At 75.8% G+C, this 19,582-nt stretch carries 2 protein-coding genes; both read right to left on the reverse strand.

From position 1 onward, the window contains the following. Position 1: 1 nt before the first annotated feature. Positions 2-10,909 carry a type I polyketide synthase gene (locus tag AC069X_RS22750; protein WP_478730765.1) on the reverse strand — a complete coding sequence of 3,636 codons (10,908 nt, stop codon included), beginning with the start codon at positions 10,907-10,909 and terminating at the stop codon, positions 2-4. Positions 10,910-11,139: 230 nt separating this feature from the next. After that, positions 11,140-19,582 (reverse strand): type I polyketide synthase (locus AC069X_RS22755; protein WP_478730767.1); only part of this gene is annotated, 8,443 nt, incomplete at its 5' end.

Below are 19,582 nucleotides of genomic sequence, written 5' to 3' on the forward strand. Positions count from 1 at the left end.
ATCAGTGGGTGTCGAGCTCGCTGTCGAGCAGGTCGAAGAGCTCTTCGTCGGAGGCCTGCGCCACCTCGGCCTCGGCGCCCTCGGCGGTCCCGTCGCCGGGGGCCGGGGTGGAGCCGGGTGCGGCGGCCTCGCGCCATTTCGCGAGGAGGACCTCCAGCCGCAGGGCGGCGGCGGCGCGCACCGCCCGGTCCTGCGGAGCCCGGGCGAACACGGATTCCAGCCGGTCGATCTCGGCGAGCAGCGAGGGGGCCGCCGGGTCGGCACCCGGTCCGGCGGCGGGCAGGGCGCCGGCCAGGTGGTCGGCGAGGGCCACCGGGGTGGGGTGGTCGAACAGCAGGCTCGCCGGGAGCCGGAGCCCGGTGGCCGTGCCCAGGTGGTTGCGGAGTTCGACGGCGGTGAGCGAGTCGAATCCGAGGTCCCGGAATGCCTGGGAGGCGCCGACGGCCTCGGCGGAGGTGTGCCCCAGTACGGCGGCGACCTGGGCCCTGACGAGACCGAGGAGGATCCGCCGGCGGTTCTCGTCGGAGGCGCCCGCCAGCTGCGCGGCCAGCGCTCCGGTCCCGGTCGCGGGGTCCGCCGCCGGGCGGGCGGGGACCCGTACGAGACCGCGGAGCAGGGCGGGCACGGGGCCGCTCCGGGCGCGGCGCCGCAGTGCGGCCGGGTTCAGCCGTACGGGCAGGAGGACGGCCTCCGCGTCGGCGGCGGCCGTCGCGGTCGTGGCGGTCGCCGCGTCGAAGAGGGCGAGGCCCTCGTCCGGGGAGAGTGGCGACACCCCTGCCCGTGCCATCCGGGCGAGTGCCCCGTTACCGGCTTCGGCCGCCATCCCCCGCGGGTCCGCGGCGTCCGCCCAGGGGCCCCAGGCCAGCGAGACGGCAGGCAGTCCGGCCGCCCGGCGCGATTCGGCGAGGGCGTCCAGGGCGGCGTTGGCGGCCGCGTAGTTGGCCTGGCCCGGAGTACCGAGGGTGCCGGCGAGCGAGGAGAACAGCACGAAGGCCGCGAGGTCCCGGTCCCGGGTCAGTTCGTGCAGGTGGAACGCCGCGTCCGTCTTGGGCCCGAAGACCCGGTCCAGCCGTTCGGCGGTGAGCGCGCCCACGAGGGCGTCGTCGAGCACACCGGCCGCGTGCACCACCGCCGTCAGCGGGTGGGCGGCGGGGATCGCGTCGAGCACTCCGGCCAGCGCGGTCCGGTCGGCCGCGTCGCAGGCCGTCAGGGTCACTTCGGCCCCCAGGGCGCCCAGTTCGGCGGCCAGGTCGGCCGCTCCCTCGGCGTCGGGCCCCCGGCGGCTGGTCAGCAGGAGGCGGCGGGCACCGTGCGCGGAGACCAGGTGCCGGGAGACGAGCCGGCCCAGGGCGCCCGTCGCCCCGGTGACCAGGACCGTCCCGGCCGGGTCCAGGACCGGCGGGGCCCCGTCCCCGGCAGCCGTGGCGGCGGTGCTGCGCACCAGCCTCGGCACGAGGACCCTGCCCGCCCGGAGGGCGCACTGCGGTTCGCCGGTGGCGAGCGCCGCCGCCAGCCGGCCGGGCTCGGCGTCGAGGTCCGCTCCGGTGTCCACGAGGACGAAGCGGTCGGGGTGTTCCGACTGGACGGACCTGACCAGGCCCCACACGGCGGCCTGGGCCGGATCCAGCCCGGCCCCGTCCCCGTCGGCCGCGCGGACGGCGTTCCGGGTGACGAGGACCAGCCTCCCCGGGTCCTCCTCCCCCGCCTCGTCAGCCGCCAGCCGCTCCTGTACGAGGGCCAGGGCGCGGGCCGTCGCGTGCCGCACGGCGGCGGCCGCCTCCGCCGGGCGGTCCGGCAGCTCCGCCTCCAGCAGGACGATCCGGTCGGCGGCCGGGGTCAGGGGCGGGGCCGGGGGTGCCTCGGTCCACTCGACGCGGAACAGGGCGTCCTGGGGCCGGCCGGCCCGCGCGGCGGCGAGCTGCCCGGCGGAGACCGGCCGCAGGACGAGGGAGTCCACGGAGACCACGGCCCGGCCCGTCGGGTCGGCGGCCAGCAGGGACACGGCGTCCGGGCCTGCGGGGGCCAGCCGTACCCGAAGGGCGGCCGGTCCTCCGGCCGGGCGGGCGGACAGCCTGACCCCCGTCCACGAGAAGGGGACCCGCGCGCGGTCGGTGCCGGTTTCGGTGTCGGTGTCGGTGTCGGTGTCGAGCAGGCCGTCGCCCAGCGCGACGGCGTGCAGGGCCGAGTCCAGCAGGGCCGGATGGATCCCGAACCCGGAGACGTCGGTCCCGTCGGGGAGTTCGAGTTCGGCGTAGAGCGCCCCGTCCCCGCTCCACGCGGCCCGGACGCCCCGGAACAGCGGACCGTAGTCGAGCCCTAGGCCGGCCATCCGTTCGTACAGGGAGTCCAGGGACCCGGCGGCGACGGGGGCGGCCTGCGGCGGGGGCCACGCGGCCAGGGCGGCGTCGTCCCCGGGGGCCGCCGCGGCGGACAGGGTGCCCACCGCGTGGCTCGTCCACGGCTCCTCGGCGGGCGCGCCGTGCGGCCGCGCGTGCAGCTCCAGCACCCGGCGGCCGTCGGCGTCGGGGGCCGCTACCCGTACCTGTACCTGGACGGCCCCGTCCTCGGGGACGACGAGCGGGGCCCCGAGCGTCAGCTCGTCCACCCGGTCGCAGCCGACGCCCTCGGCGTGGGCGGCGTGCAGCGCCAGGTCCACGAAGGCGGTGCCGGGGACGAGTACGGAGCCCAGCACGACGTGGTCGGCGAGCCAGGGGTGCGTCGCGAGCGACAGCCGCCCGGTGAGGACGAGCCCTTCGCCGTCGGCCAGCGGAACGGCGGCACCGAGCAGGCGGTGGTCCGCCTCGGCCAGGCCGGCGGCGGAGACGTCACCGGGAGCGGGGGACGCCGCCAGCCAGTAGCGGGTGCGCTGGAAGGGGTAGGTGGGCAGGTCGGTGCGGCGGGCGCCGCGCCCGGCGAACACGGCCTCCCAGTCGACGGGGGTGCCGTGGACGTGGAGGTGGGCGAGGGCGGTGGTGACGGCCAGGCCCTCGGGGCGGTCGGCGCGCAGGACGGGAACGGTGACGGCCTGCTCGTCCAGGGCCTCCTGGGCGAGGGCGGTCAGGACGCCGCCGGGGCCGATCTCCAGGAAGGTCCGGGCCCCTTCGGCGGCGAGGGTGGTAACGGCGTCGGCGAACCGGACCGGCTCCCGGACGTGCCGCACCCAGTACCCGGGCGAGCAGAACTCCTCCGCCGTCACGATCCGGCCCGTGAGCGCGGAAACGATCGCAACCTTCGGTGCCTGGAAGGACACCGACTCCGCAACCTGCCGGAAGGCGTCGAGCATCGGGTCCATCAACGGCGAGTGGAAGGCGTGGGACACCGGCAGCGCCTTGGTCTTGCGACCCTCGGCCGCGAGCTTCCCCGCCAGTTCGGCGACCGCGTCCTCGACGCCCGAAACCACCACCGACGCAGGCCCGTTGACGGCAGCGATCCCCACCCGGTCCTCCACCCCGACGAGGAGGGGACGAACCTCATCCTCCGAGGCCTGGACCGCCACCATCACACCACCGGCCGGCAACTCCTGCATCAGCCGGCCCCGAGCAGCGACCAGCATCGCCGCGTCTTCCAGCGACAGCACACCGGCCACATGAGCCGCCGCGAACTCCCCCACCGAATGCCCAGCCAGGAAGTCCGGGCGCACACCCCACGACTCCACCAGCCGGAACAACGCCACCTCCACCGCGAACAACGCCGGCTGGGTGAACCGCGTCTCGTTCAGCAACCCGTCGTCAGTGCCGAACACCACCTGCTTCAGCGGCAGTTCGAGGTGTACGTCCAGCGCCTCACACACCGCGTCGAAGGCCTCCGCGAACACCGGGAACGCCGCGTACAGTTCACGCCCCATCCCCAGACGCTGACTACCCTGTCCCGAGAAGAGGAAGGCGCGCTTGCCGCTCCCGGGCGCGGCCGCCTCGGCCCGGACCACCGCGCGCGAGGGCGCACCGTTCGCCAGGGCCGTCAGGGCCTCCGCCGTCCCGGCCCGGTCCTGCGCGATGACGGCCGCCCGGTGCTCCAGGGCGCTGCGCCCCGTGGCGAGGGAGTACGCCACGTCCACCGTCGGCCGGTCCGGGTCCAGGGCGTAGGGCAGGAGGTCGCGGGCCTGCGCGCGCAGGGCTTCCGGGCTCCTGGCGGAGAGCAGCCACGGTGCCGTGAACGGTGGGGTGGGGCCGGCCTCGACGACGGCCTCCGGGGCCTGTTCGAGGACGACGTGGGCGTTGGTGCCGCTGAACCCGAAGGAGGAGACGGCCGCCCTCCGGGGCCGGGTGTCCTCCGCCCACTCCACGGGTTCGGTGAGGAGGCGTACGGAGCCACTGGTCCAGTCGACGTGCGGGGTCGGTTCGTCCACGTGGAGGGTCCGGGGCAGCAGGCCGTGGCGCATGGCCCCGACCATCTTGATGATCCCGCCCACCCCGGCCGCCGCCTGGGTGTGACCGATGTTCGACTTCAGCGAACCCAGCCACAACGGCCTCTCCGCATCCCGCCCCTGACCGTACGTCGCCAGCAGCGCCTGCGCCTCGATCGGATCCCCCAGCCGGGTACCCGTACCATGCGCCTCCACCGCGTCCACGTCCGCCGCCGTCAGCCCCGCGTTCGCGAGGGCCTGCTCGATCACCCGTTCCTGCGCGGGGCCGTTGGGGGCGGTGAGGCCGTTGGAGGCGCCGTCCTGGTTCACCGCCGAGCCACGGACCACCGCGAGGACGGGGTGGCCGTTGCGCAGGGCGTCGGAGAGCCGTTCCACCAGCAGGACGCCCACGCCTTCCGCCCAGCCGGTGCCGTCCGCGTCGGCGGAGAAGGCCTTGCAGCGGCCGTCGGCGGCCAGGCCGCGCTGCCGGCTGAACTCGACGAAGGCGCCGGGGCCGGCCATCACGGTGACGCCGCCCGCCAGGGCGAGTCGGCATTCGCCCTGGCGCAGGGACTGGACGGCGAGGTGGAGTGCGACGAGGGAGGAGGAGCAGGCCGTGTCGACGGTGACGGCGGGGCCTTCCAGGCCGAAGGTGTACGAGAGCCGGCCCGCGATGACGCTGCCCGCGTTGCCGGTGCCGAGGAAGCCCTCCACTCCTTCGGGCACCGTCTGGAGGGAGGAGGCGTAGTCGTGGTACATGACGCCCGCGAACACGCCGGTCCGCGTCCCGCGCAGGGTGGCCGGGTCGATGCCGGCGCGTTCGAAGACCTCCCAGGAGGTTTCCAGGAGCAGCCGCTGCTGCGGGTCCATGGCCAGGGCTTCGCGGGGCGAGATCCCGAAGAAGGCGGCGTCGAAGTCGCCCGCTTCGTAGAGGAATCCGCCCCGGAGGGTGCTGCTGGAGCCGGCGGTGCCGCCGCCGGCGGAGAGCAGGTCGAGGTCCCAGCCGCGGTCCTCGGGGAAGCCGGCGATGGCGTCGGTGCCCTCGGTGAGGAGCCGCCACAGGTCCTCGGGTGAGCGCACTCCGCCGGGGTAGCGGCAGCCCATGGCGACGATGGCGACGGGCTCGTCGGCGGCCGTGCCGCCGCGCGCGGCCGTGCGGTCGGCGGCCGCGGGCCGGGGGGTGTCCGTGAGCCGGGTCAGGAGGTGGCGGGCGAGGGCGTCCGGGGTGGGGTGGTCGAAGACCAGGCCGGCGGGGAGGCGGAGCCCGGTCGCGGAGGCGAGGCGGTTGCGCAGTTCGACGGCGGTCAGCGAGTCGAAGCCGAGTTCCCGGAAGGCCTGGCCGGGCCGGACGGATTCGGGGTGGCCGTGGCCGAGTACGGCGGCGGCGTGCGTGCGGACGAGGTCGGCCAGCAGGGCGGTCCGGCCCGCCTCGGGCAGTGCGTCCAGCCGCTGCGCCAGCGCGGAGCGGATGCCCCCGTCGGACGGTACGGCCACGGCGGCCTCGCCACGGCGGACGGGGGCGGGGACGAGGTTCCGCAGCAGGGCGGGCAGGGTGCCGGTGCGGGCCTGTTCGCGCAGGGCGGGCAGGTTCCAGCGGACGGGTACGAGCAGGGGTTCGGCGGAGGCGAGGGCGCCGTCGAGGAGGGCGAGGCCCTCGTCGGTCTCCAGGGCGAGGAGTCCGGAGCGGCCGATGCGGCGCTGGTCGGCCTCGGCGAGGGCGGCGGTCAGGGTGCTGCTGCGGGCCCACAGGCCCCAGGCCAGGGACACGGCGGGCAGGCCGGCCGCGCGGCGCTGCTGGGCGAGGGCGTCCAGGGCGGCGTTGGCGGCGGCGTAGTTGCCCTGGCCGGGGTTGCCGAAGACGCCGGCGGCGGAGGAGAACAGGACGAACGCCGAGAGGTCCAGGTCGCGGGTGAGCTCGTGGAGGTGGAGGGCGCCCGCGACCTTGGGGTCGAAGACCCGCCGGATCCGTTCCGGGGTGAGGGCCGGTACGACGCCGTCGTCGGTGACGCCCGCCGCGTGGACGACCGCGGTCAGCGGGTGTTCGGCGGGAAGGGCCGCCAGCAGGGCCGCCAGCGCCTCCCGGTCGGCCACGTCGCAGGCCACGGTGTCCGCGACGGCTCCGTGGGCGGCGAGTTCGGCCGCGAACTCCCGGGCGCCTTCCGCGCCGGGGCCGCTGCGGCTGAGGAGGAGCAGCCGGCGGACTCCGTGCCGGGTCACGAGGTGGTGCGCCACCAGCCGTCCGAGGGTGCCGGAGGCTCCGGTCACCAGGACGGTGCCGTGCGGCGGGAAGGCGGGGGCCGGGCCGGTTCCCGCCCCGGGGGCCGGGCGGGTGTCCGGCGTGTCGGCGCGGAGCAGCCGGGGCGCGAGCAGGGCGCCGTCGCGTACGGCCAGCTGCGGTTCACCGGCGGCCGCGGCGGCGGTGAGCAGGGCGGGGCCCACGTCGGGGCCGGAGGCCTCGGCGTCGAGGAGGAGGAAGCGGCCGGGGTTCTCGGACTGTGCCGAGCGCACCAGGCCCCAGACGGCGGCCTGCGCCGGGTCGGCGCTCTCGGCGGGGCCGGTGGAGACCGCGCCCCGGGTGACGACCAGCAGGCGCGAGGCGGCGAAGCGTGCGTCGGCGAGCCATTCCTGGACGAGGGCGAGGGCGGCCCGCGCGGCGTCGGCGGGGCGGCCGGCCGGTTCCGCCCCGGGGGTGTGCCCCTCGGCGGGTGCGGTGACCGCCGCCGTGTCCGGGACCGGGGCGGCTGCGGCGCGCAGGGCGGCGAGCGAGTCGTGCCGGGTGACGGGGGCGGGAGCGGCGTGCTCGGCGGTGGCCGGGTCCACGGGGGTCCACACGGGCCGGAAGAGCCCGGCGTCGCGCGGACCCGCGGCGGCGGCCAGCTGCTCGGCCGCCACGGGGCGCAGCACCAGGGAGTCCGCGGAGAGCACGGGCCGGCCCGCGCCGTCGGCGAGGAGCAGTGTGACGGTGTCCGCCGCGTCCGGCGAGGGGGTGAGGCGGGCCCTCAGCGTGGTGGCTCCGGTCGCGTGCAGGGTCACCCCGTTCCATTCGAAGGGGATGCGGGGGGTGCCGTCGTCCGGGCCGGTGTCGCGGAGGCCCGCGGTGTGGAGGGCGGCGTCGAAGAGCGCGGGGTGCAGGCCGAATCCGCTGGTGTCGGTCCCGTCGGGCAGGGCGATCTCGGCGAAGAGTTCCCCGCCGCGCCGCCAGCCGGCGCGGACTCCCCGGAACAGGGGCCCGTACTCCAGGCCGAGGCCGGTCATGCGGTCGTAAAGGGCCTCGGGGGCGGCGGGTTCGGCGCCGGCCGGGGGCCACTGGGTGAGCGCGGTGGGGTCGGGGGCGGTGGCGGGTGCGGGGGCCAGCAGGCCGGAGGCGTGGCAGGTCCAGGTGTCGGCCGCGAGTGCGTCGTCCGGCTGGGAGTGGATCCGTATGCCGCGCCGGCCGTGGGCGTCGGCGTCGTCGACGACGGCCTGGAGCCGGACCCCGCCGTGTGGGGGCAGGACGAGCGGTGCCTCCAGGGTGAGCCGCTCGATGGTGCGGCAGCCCACCTGGTCGGCGGCGCGGACGGCGAGTTCGACGAGGGCGGTGCCCGGCAGGAGGGGGGTGTCCAGTATTCGGTGGCCGGCGAGCCAGGGGTGCGTGGTGAGCGATGCCCGGCCCGTCAGGAGGGTGCCCTCGCCGTGGGCCAGGGTCACGACGGCTCCGAGGAGGGGGTGGCCGGCGGGCCGGAGGCCGGCGCCGGAGACGTCGCCGGTGGCGGGCCGGGTTTCGAGCCGGTACTCCTCCCGCTGGAAGGCGTACGTGGGCAGGTCGACGCGGCGTGCGCCGCGGCCGGCGTGGACGGCGGCCCAGTCGACGGGGGTGCCGTGGACGTGGAGCCGGGCGAGGGCGGTGGTGACGGCCAGGTCCTCGGGCCGGTCCGCGCGCAGGGCGGGGGTCACCACGGCGTCCTGGTCGAGGAGGTCCGCGGCGAGCGCGGCGAGGACGCCGCCGGGGCCGATCTCCAGGAAGGTGCCCGCGCCTTCGGCGGCGAGGGATGCGACCGCGTCGGCGAACCGCACCGCCTCGCGGGCGTGCCGCGCCCAGTATCCGGCGGAGCGGAGCTCGTCGGCGGGGACGGGACGGCCGGTGAGGGCCGAGACGACGGGCACGGACGGGGTCCCGAAGGACACGCCGTCGAAGGCCCGGCGGAATTCCGCGAGCATGGGGTCCATCAGCGGGGAGTGGAAGGCGTGGGAGACCGGCAGTTCCCTGGCCTTGCGGCCCCGGGCGGAGAGCCGGCCGGCCACCGCGGCGACGGCCTCGGCGGCGCCCGAAACCACCACGGAGGACGGTCCGTTGACGGCGGCGACGCCCGCCCGGTCCTCGTACCCGGCCAGCAGCTCCCGTACCTCCTGCTCGGAGGCCTCGACGGCGGTCATCACTCCCCCGGCGGGCAGGGCCTGCATGAGGCGGGCCCGGGCGGCCACCAGGCGGGCCGCGTCGTCGAGGGAGAACACCCCGGCCGCGTGGGCGGCCGCGAACTCGCCGACCGAGTGGCCGGCCAGCAGGTCCGGGCGCACGCCCCAGGACTCCATGAGGCGGAACAGCGCGACCTGGAGGGCGAACAGGGCCGGCTGGGCGTGGCCGGTCCGGTTCAGCGGGTCGGCGTCCGCGCCGAACACCACGTCCTTGAGGGGGTGTTCGAGGTGCGGGTCGAGGGCGGCGCAGACGGCGTCGAAGGCCTCGGTGAACACGGGGAAGGCCGCGTACAGTTCGCGCCCCATGCCGGGCCGCTGGCTGCCCTGGCCGGAGAACAGGAACGCGGTCCGGTTGCGCGGCAGGACGACGCCCGTGGCCGTGCCGGTGCCGGGGGTGTCGGTGGGGGTGTCGCCGCGCGCCAGCAGCTCCAGGGCCCGGCGCAGGGCCGCGGGGTCCGGGGCGACGACCGCTGCGCGGTGGTCGAGGGCGGCCCGGGTCGTCGCCGTGGAGAGGCCGAGGTCGGCCAGGGACTGTTCGGGGTGGTCGGTGGTGTGGCGCAGGAGGCGGGCGGCCTGCGCGCGCAGGGCGGCCGGGTTCTTCGCGGACAGCAGTACGGGCGTGTACGCGGTCCGGGGCGGGGTGGCCGGCTCCGTGTCCGCGTCCGGTGCGTGCTGCGGCGCCTGCGCATCCGGCTGGGTGTGCGGGGGCGTGTGCGGGGGCTCTTCCAGGACGACGTGGGCGTTGGTGCCGCTGAACCCGAAGGAGGAGACGGCCGCCCTGCGGGGCCGTTCGCCCTCGGTCCACGGTACGGGCTCGGTGAGCAGGCGCACCGCGCCGGAGGACCAGTCGACGTGCGGGGAGGGCTCGTCCACGTGCAGGGTCCTGGGGAGCATGCCGTGGCGCATCGCCTCGACCATTTTGATCACTCCGCCGACGCCGGCGGCCGCCTGGGTGTGCCCGATGTTGGACTTCAGGGAGCCCAGCCACAGGGGCTCCTGCTGCGGGCGTCCCTGCCCGTACGTGGCCAGGAGCGCCTGGGCCTCGATCGGGTCGCCGAGGGTGGTGCCCGTGCCGTGGGCCTCCACCGCGTCCACGTCGGCGGGGGTCAGCCGGGCGTCGGCCAGGGCCTGACGGATGACCCGCTGCTGGGAGGGGCCGTTGGGCGCGGTGAAGCCGTTGGAGGCGCCGTCCTGGTTGACGGCCGAGCCGCGGACGACGGCGAGGACGGGGTGGCCGTTGCGGCGGGCGTCGGAGAGCCGCTCGACGAGCAGCATGCCGAGGCCCTCGCTCCAGCCGGTGCCGTCGGCGGCGGCCGCGAAGGGCTTGCAGCGGCCGTCGGCGGCCAGGCCGCGCTGCCGGCTGAAGTCCACGAAGGAGGTCGGGGTGAGCATGGTGGTGACGCCGCCGGCGAGGGCCAGGTCGCATTCGCCCTGGCGCAGGGCCCGCACCGCCAGGTGCAGGGCGACGAGGGAGGAGGAGCAGGCCGTGTCCACCGTGACGGCCGGTCCTTCGAGGCCGAAGGTGTAGGAGACCCGGCCGGAGACGACGCTGGCCGCGCTGCCGGTGCCGATGTAGCCGTCGACGTCCTCCACCGCCTGCTGGAGCAGGGCGGAGTGGTCGTGGTACATCACGCCGGTGAACACCCCGGTGCGGCTGCCCTTGAGCGAGGTGGGGTCGATGCCGGCCCGCTCGAAGGTCTCCCAGCAGGCTTCCAGGAGGATCCGCTGTTGGGGGTCCATGGTGAGTGCCTCGCGGGGCGAGATCTCGAAGAGGCCGGCGTCGAAGAGGCCCACGCCGTCGAGGAATCCGCCTTCGCGGACGTGCGTGGTGCCCCGGGCTTCCGGGTCGGGGTCGTAGAGCCCTTCCAGGTCCCAGCCCCGGTCGCCGGGGAACTCCGTGATGGCGTCTCCGCCCTCCGCCAGGAACTGCCAGAGCTCCTCGGGAGTGGCGATCCCGCCGGGGAAGCGGCAGCTCATCGCGACGATGGCGATCGGTTCGTGGCGGGCCTCGTCGAGGTCGCGCAGCCGCTCGCGTGCGTCGTGGAGGTCCGCCGACACCCGCTTGAGGAAGTAGCGGAGCTTTTCCTCGTTGTTCTTCGCCTGAAGGTCAGTCACCTGGGGTCACCTTTTGCATCGAGCCCGTGCGGGCCATGGGGCCTGAGGGAGGCCGGAGGGCCTGGGGGCGGGCCAGAGGGCCTGGGGCATGGGGCCTGAGGGCAGGCCGGAGGGCCTGGGGGCAGGCCGGAGGGCCTGGGGGCCGTGGGGCCTGGGGGTTCGGGGGGGCTTGTGCGGTCGTGGGGCCGGGGGCGGGGCGGGCTCGTGGCCGCCCCGCGCCCCGGTGCGGTTCAGGAGATGCCGAACTCCTTGCCGATGAAGTCGAACATCTCGTCGTCCGTGGCGGCGTGGAGCCCGTCCACGGCGGCGGCGTCCGTCTCCTCCTGGCCGGCGGGTACGGCCCACCGGTCCAGGAGCCGGCGCAGGTGCGCCGTGACGGTGTCGCGGAGGTCCCCGTCGGCCGTCGCCTTGCCCTGCAACCGCCCCTCGATCCGGTCGAGTTCGGCGAGCAGCTCCGAGACGTCCCGGCCGGCCGGTGCGGCCTCCGCCTTGAGGTGGTCGGCCAGTTCGGCGGGGGTCGGGTAGTCGAAGACGAGCGTCGGCGCAAGCCGCAGCCCGGTCTCCTTGCCCAGCCGGTTGCGCAGCTCGACGGCGGTCAGCGAGTCGAAGCCGAGGTCGCGCAGCGCCTGGCCGGGCCGTACCGCCTGCGGCGAGGCGAGGTCCAGGACCGCGGCCACGTGCTCGCACACCAGGTCCAGCAGCAGGGCGCGCTGTTCGGCCTCGGAGAGACCGGCCAGCCGGGCCGCCAGGTCACCTCCGGCGGTGCCGGACCGGACGCCGGGGGCGTCCGGTCCGGCACCGGCGGCGGAGCGCCGTGCCGGGATCCGGACCAGGGAGGTGAGCAGGGCCGGCAGGGTGCCGGCCGAGGCCTGCCGGCGCAGCTCCGCCTGGTTCAGGCGGACCGGGACCACCGTGCTCCCCGGGTGCGCCGTCGCCGCGTCGAAGAGGCCGAGGGCCTCCTCGGTGCTCAGCGGCAGGACGCCGCTGCGGGACATCCGGCTCCGGTCGGCGTCCGTCAACTCGCCCGTGATGCCGCTGCTCTCGGCCCACAGCCCCCACGCCAGGGACACCGCCGGCAGGCCGGCGGCGCGGCGCTGGCGGGCGAGGGCGTCCAGGAAGGCGTTCGCGGCGGCGTAGTTGGCCTGGCCCGCCGCACCGAAGACACCGGCGGCGGAGGAGAACAGGACGAAGGCGGAGAGCTCCATGTCGCGGGTGAGCTCGTCCAGGTGCAGGGCCGCGTCCACCTTCGGGCGGAAGACGCGGTCGACCCGCTCCGCCGTGAGGCCGGTGAGGATCCCGTCGTCCGTCACCCCGGCCACGTGCACCACACCGGTCAAGGGGTGGTGGTCGGGTATCCCGCCCAGCACCCGGGCGAGGGCCTCGCGGTCGGCCACGTCGCAGGCGGCGACCGTGATCCGGGCCCCCAGCGCGGTGAGCTCCGCCTCCATTTCGGCCATGCCGTCGGCCGCACCGCCCCGGCGGCTGACGAGCAGCAGGTCCCGTACGCCGTGCCCGGTCACCAGGTGCCGGGCGACGTGCCGGCCCAGCAGTCCCGAAGCTCCCGTCACGAGGACGGTACCGCCGGCGGTGAAGGCGGGGCCGGCCTCGCCGGAGAGGAGCGGGGGCTCGGTCCGTGCCAGCCGGGGCACGAGGACGGCTCCGCCGCGTACGGCGAACTGCTCCTCGCCGGAGGCGAGCAGGGCGGGCAGGGCCCGTGCGGACGCCGGATCGCGGTCGAGGTCGACCAGGACGAAGCGTCCCGGGTTCTCGGCCTGCGCCGAACGCACCAGACCCCAGATCGCGGCCTGCGCCGGGTCCACCTCCTTGTCCCCGTCCTCCACGCCCCGGCCCCTGGCGGCGACGGCGTTGCAGGTCAGGACGGCCAGCCGGGAGGCGGCGTACCGGTCGTCGGCGAGCCACCGCTGGAGCAGGTCCAGGGCGCGGTGGGCCGTCGCGTGGACGTGGGCGACGGGGTGGTCCCGGTCGGGCTGGACGTCGACGGCCGCCAGGAGGACGGCGGGCGCCGGGCCCTCCGCGCCGCCGGCCGGATCCGCCGGAGCCGCCGGAACCGCCGGATCGGGGCGGAACGCGACGTCGATGCCGGAGTCCTCCAGCGCGGCGCGCAGCCCGTCGTCCCCTCCGACGAGGGTCCACTGCCCGCCCGGACGGTTCACGGGGTCCTCCACGGTGAGGGGAAGGGGCGTCCAGTCGAGCCGGTACAGCGAGTCCTGCCGCCCGTGCGCCCGGCCGGCCCTGGCCAGCTGCTCCGCCGAGACGGGGCGCAGCACCAGCGAGTCGACGGAGGCCACGGCCCGGCCGGCCTCGTCGGTGGCCAGCAGGGCCACCGAGTCGGCGCCGGCCGGGGCGATCCTGACCCGCAGGGCACGGGCGCCGGTGGCGTGGACGGTCACCCCGTTCCAGGCGAAGGGGATCCGGCCCCGTCCGGCATCGGGCAGCAGGCCGCCGAGGCCGATCGCGTGGAGGGCCGCGTCCAGCAGGGCCGGGTGAACCCCGAAGCCGCTGACTCCGGTCTCCTCGGGCAGCCGCACCTCGGCGAACACCTCGTCGCCGCGCCGCCACAGGCCGTGCAGGCCCTGGAACACCGGTCCGTAGCCGAAGCCGAGCCCGGCCAGCCGCTCGTACGCGCCACCGGTGTCCAGCGGCTCTGCCCCGTGGGGCGGCCATGCGGAGAGGCCGGAGGGCTGCTCCTGCGGGCCGTGGGCGTCCACGGAGACCACCCCGGTCGCGTGGCGGGTCCACGGCTCGGCCGCATCGGCGGTCTCGGGGCGCGCGTACACGTCGACCGTACGGTGCCCCGTCGCGTCGGGCCCGCCGACCACGGCCTGGAGCTGCACGGCCCCGTCCTCCCGCAGGACCAGCGGGGCGCCGAGCGTCAGCTCGTCCACGCGGTCGCAGCGCACCTCGTCGGCGGCGCGGAGCGCCAGGTCGACCAGTGCGGTGCCGGGCAGCAGGATCGCGTCCATCACGGTGTGGTCGGCGAGCCAGGGGTGGGTGGCCGGCGACACCCTGCCGGTCAGCAGGGCCCCCTGGCCGTCGGCGAGGGGTACGGCCGCCCCCAGGAAGGGGTGCTCGGCGTCCACGAGCCCGGCGGCGGCCACGTCGCCGGCCGGTGCGACCGGGCCGAGCCAGTAGCGCCGGTGGTGGAAGGCGTAGGTGGGCAGGTCGACGGGGCGACCGGCCGGTCCGGCGTGGACGGCCTCCCAGTCGACGGGGGTGCCGTGGACGTGGAGGTGGGCGAGGGCGGTCGTGAGGGCGAGCTCCTCGGGGCGGTCGGCGCGCAGGACGGGTACGGTGACGGCGTCCTGGTCGAGGGAGTCCTGCGCGAGGGCGGTCAGGACGCCGCCGGGGCCGATCTCCAGGAAGGTCCGGGCCCCTTCGGCGGCGAGGGTGGTAACGGCGTCGGCGAACCGGACCGGCTCACGGACGTGCCGCACCCAGTAGTCGGCCGAGCAGAACTCCTCCACCGTCACGATCCGGCCCGTGAGGGTCGACACGATCGCAACCTTCGGCGCCTGGAAGGACACCGACTCCGCAACCTGCCGGAACGCGTCGAGCATCGGGTCCATCAACGGCGAGTGGAAGGCGTGGGACACCGGCAGGGCCTTGGTCTTGCGACCCTCGGCCGCGAGCTTCCCCGCCAGTTCGGCGACCGCGTCCCCGGCACCCGAAACCACCACGGACGCAGGCCCGTTGACGGCAGCGATCCCCACCCGGTCCTCCACCCCGGCCAGCAGGGGGCGTACCTCATCCTCCGAGGCCTGGACCGCCACCATCACACCCCCGGCCGGCAACTCCTGCATCAACCGGCCGCGAGCCGCCACCAGCCTCGCGGCATCCTCCAGCGACAGCACACCGGCCGCATGAGCCGCCGCGAACTCCCCCACCGAATGCCCGGCCAGGAAGTCCGGGCGCACACCCCACGACTCCACCAGCCGGAACAACGCCACCTCCACCGCGAACAACGCCGGCTGCGTGAAACCGGTCCGCTCCAGGAGCCCGGCATCCCCGCCGAACACAACCTCCCTGAGCGGAAGTTCCAGATGCGGATCCAACGCCGCACACACCGCGTCCAAGGCCTCCGCGAACACCGGGAACGCCGCGTACAGTTCACGCCCCATCCCCAGACGCTGACTACCCTGCCCCGAGAAGAGGAACGCGGTCGGGTTCCCGCCGGGCTCGGTCTCGCCGCGTACGACTCCGGCCGGCTGCCGGCCGTCGGCAAGTGCCTCCAGGCCGGCCAGCAGCTCCTCGCGGCCGGCCCCCACGACGGCGGCGCGCACGTCCATCGAGGCGCGCGACAGGACGAGCGAGCGTCCGATGTCGGCGAGTCCGAGGCCCGGGTGGTCGGTGACATGGGCCGCGAGGCGCTGCGCCTGGGCACGCAGGGAGGTTTCGTCCTTGGCGGACAGCACCCATGCGACGGCGCCGGGCTCGGCAGGGGCGTCCGTGTCGGATTCCGCGGCGGGAACGTGTTCCAGCACCACGTGGGCGTTGGTGCCGCTGACGCCGAAGGAGGAGACACCCGCCCGGCGCGGACGGGCATCGTCCCCGGCCCACTCACGGGCCTCGGTCAGCAGCCGTACCGACCCGGCCGACCAGTCGACGTGGGGCGACGGCCGATCGGCGTGCAGGGTCTTGGGAAGGACACCGTGGCGCATCGCCATCACCATCTTGATGACACCCGCGACACCGGCCGCCGCCTGCGTGTGCCCGATGTTGGACTTGAGGGAACCCAGCCACAACGGCCGCTCCGCCTCCCGGCCCTGGCCGTACGTGGCCAGCAGCGCCTGGGCCTCGATCGGGTCGCCGAGGGTGGTACCCGTACCGTGCGCCTCCACCGCGTCCACATCACCCGCCGACAGCCCGGCCTGCGCCAGGGCCTGCCGGATCACCCGCTGCTGCGCGGGCCCGTTCGGCGCCGTCAGACCATTCGAGGCACCGTCCTGGTTCACCGCGGAACCCCGCACCACCGCCAGCACCCGATGCCCGTTGCGGCGCGCGTCCGAGAGCCGCTCCACCAGCAGCATCCCCACACCCTCGGCCCAGCCCGTCCCGTCGGCATCCGCCGAGAAGGCCTTGCACCGCCCGTCGACAGCCAGCCCACGCTGCCGGCTGAACTCCACGAAGGTGTTCGGGGTCGCCATGACGGTGACACCGCCGACCAGGGCCATGGAGCACTCGCCCTGCCGCAGCGCCTGCGCCGCCAGGTGCAACGCCACCAGCGACGACGAACACGCCGTGTCCACCGTCACCGCCGGCCCCTCCAGGCCGAAGGTGTACGAGAGCCTGCCGGAGGCCACGCTGCCGGAGGTGCCCATGCCGAGGTGGCCTTCCAGCCCTTCGGGCACGGTCCCGCCGAGCTGGGAGCCGTAGTCGTGGTACATGACGCCGGCGAAGACACCCGTACGCGAACCCCTCACCGTCCCCGGATCGATCCCGGCCCGCTCGAACACCTCCCACGAAGCCTCCAGCAGCAACCGCTGCTGCGGATCCATCGCAAGCGCCTCACGCGGCGAAATCCCGAAGAACCCCGCATCGAACTCCCCAGCCCCATACAGGAACCCACCCTCACGCGCATAACTCGTCCCCGCATGATCCGGATCCGGATGGAACAACGAATCCAACGCCCAGCCACGGTCCACCGGGAACCCGCCGACCGCGTCACCACCCCCGGCCACCAACCGCCACAAGTCCTCCGGAGAACGCACCCCACCCGGATAACGACAGCTCATCCCCACGATCGCGATCGGATCGTCAGCGGCAGCGACCTGGGATGCCGTGGCCGGTTCCGCCGGGACGGTGGTGACCGTGCCCAGCATCTCGGTCAGCAGCATGCGGGTCAGCGCCTCGGGCGTCGGGTGGTCGAAGACGAGGGTCGCGGGCAGCCGCAGGCCGGTGGCGGAGTTGAGGGTGTTGCGCAGTTCGACGGCGGTGAGCGAGTCGAAGCCGAGGTCCCTGAACTGCCGGTCCACCGCGACCGATCGGGCGGACGTGTGGCCGAGGACGGCCGCCACCCGGGTCCGTACCAGGTCGAGGACGTACGCGTACCGCTCGTCCTCCGGCAGGGCGGCGAGCCGGTCCGCCGGGGCGGTCTGCCCGCCCGCCGTCGGCCGGGCCGCGTCGAGGCCGGGCCGTACGGGGGTGCGTACCAGCTTCCGCATCAGCGGCGGCAGGGCACCCGCGCGGGCCTGGGCGTGCAGCGCCTCGGTGTCCAGGCGGACCGGGACCAGCGTGGCGCGCTCGGAGCGGCAGGCGGCGTCGAAGAGCGCCAGGCCCTCCGCCGCTTCCAGGGCGATCAGTCCGGAGCGGCTGATCCTGTGACGGTCGGCGGCGGCAAGCCCGGCCGTGAGGGTGCTGCTCTGCGCCCACAGGCCCCAGGCGAGGGAGACGGCGGGGAGCCCCTCGGCCCGGCGGGATGCGGCGAACGCGTCGAGGTAGGCGTTCGCGGCGCTGTAGTTGGCCTGTCCGGCGCTGCCGAGGGTGCCCGCGGCGGAGGAGAACAGGACGAAGGCGGACAGGTCCGCGTCGCGGGTCAGTTCGTGGAGGTTGAGGGCCGCGTCGGCCTTCGGACGGAACACCTGGTCGACGCGGTCCGGGGTGAGGGCGGGGACGATGCCGTCGTCGGTCACGCCGGCCGCGTGGACCACGGCGGTCAGCGGGTGCTCGACGGGAACCGTCGCCAGGAGTGCGGCGAGCTCGGCGCGGTCCGCCACGTCGCAGCGCACGGTCCGGGGCTCGGCGCCCAGGTCCCGCAGCTCCTGCGCGAACTCGGCGGCGCCCGGAGCGTCCTGGCCCCGACGGCCGGCCAGCAGCAGGTGCCGTACCCCGTGGGCGGTGACGAGGTGGCGGGCGACCAGCCGGCCCAGCGCACCGGAGGCCCCGGTGACCAGCACCGTTCCGCCGGCCGGGAAGGGCACGGGGGCGTTCGCGACGGGGGCCGGTTCCTCGGCGCGTACGAGCCGAGGGACGAACAGGGCCCCGTCGCGGACCGCCACCTGTGGCTCGCCGCAGGCCACGGCGGCGGGCAGCAGAGAGCCCTCGTCGCCTTCGAAGTCCACCAGCAGGAACCGGCCCGGGTTCTCCGACTGGGCCGATCGTACGAGCCCCCAGACGGCGGCCTGTACGGGGTCCACGGCACGGCCGTCGGCGGAGGCGTCGACCGCGCCGCGCGTCACCAGCACCAACCGCGAGCCCGCGAACCGCTCTTCGCGCAGCCACTCCTGGAGCAGCCCGAGCACCCGGCGCGCGGCGGCGGCCGGTGCGGCCGCCTCCTCACCCTCGGGCAGGGCGGCGGAGACGTCGACGGCGACGGACTCCGGCAAGGAGTCCAGGTCCGCGAGGCGCTCCCACCCCACCACTTCGGCGGAGTCGGTCTCGGCGACCGGTTCGCACGGCTCCCACGCCACGCGGAACAGCGCCTCGCCGAGCCCCGCGCCGGCCTCGGCGAGTTGCCCGGGGGTGACCGTGCGCAGCAGCAGGGAGTCCACCGACGCGACGGGGCGTCCCAGGCCGTCGGCGATCCGCAGCCGCACCTCGTCGGAACCGGTCCCGGCGCGGCTCACGCGGACGCGCAGGGTCTCGGCGCCGCTGCCGTACACGCTCACACCGGTCCAGGAGAACGGCAGCCGGCCGGCGTGGCCGGCGGCGTCGGAGTCGGCGGTCTCCCCCACGACGATGGTGTGCAGGGCGGCGTCCAGGAGTGCGGGGTGCAGGGTGAAGCCGTCGACCGGGGTCCCTTCGGGCAGGGCGACCTCGGCGAGCAGTTCCTCGTCCCCGCGCCGCCAGACGGCGCGCAGTCCCCGGAACACCGGCCCGTAGTCGAAGCCGGCGTCGGCCAGCCGGTCGTAGCAGTCGTGGAGGTCGACGGCGGTGGCGTCGGCGGGGGGCCACGCGCCGTCCGTCGCGGGCGGTGCCGGCTCGGTGTCCGGGACGAGGAAGCCCGTCGCGTGACGCGTCCAGGAATCCACCCCGTCGGCCTCGGCGTCGGCCTCGGCGCGGGCGTGGACCTTCACCGTGCGGCGGCCGGACGCCCCTTCCGCGGGGCCGACGAGCACCCGGACCTGGACCGCGCCCCGCTCCGGGAGGACCAGGGGTGCGGCAAGGGTGAGTTCCTCGACCCGGCCGCAGCCGAGTTCGTCACCGGCGCGTACGGCCATCTCCAGGAAGGCTGTGCCGGGGAGCAGGGTCACGCCGGAGACGGCGTGGTCCGCAAGCCAGGGGTGGGTGGCGAGGGACAGGCGTCCGGTGAGGAGGGAGCCCTCCCCGTCGGGCAGCAGGGCCGTCGCCCCGAACAGGGCGTGGTCGGCGCCGGACAGGCCGGCGGCGGTCACGTCGCCGGTGCCCGCGCCGGACGGGGCGTCCAGCCAGTAGTGCTCGTACTGGAAGGGGTAGGTGGGCAGGTCGATGCGGCGGGCACCGCGGCCGGCGTGGACGGCGGTCCAGTCGACGGGGGTGCCGTGGACGTGGAGGTGGGCCAGGGCGGTCGTGGCGGCGAGCTCCTCCGGGCGGTCGGCGCGCAGGACGGGCACGGTGACGGCCTGCTCGTCCAGGGCCTCCTGGGCGAGGGCGGTCAGGACGCCGCCGGGGCCGATCTCCAGGAAGGTCCGCACCCCTTCCAGGGCCATGCAGTCGACGGCATCGGCGAAACGCACG

Source organism: Streptomyces sp. NPDC043896 (genome assembly GCF_056435605.1).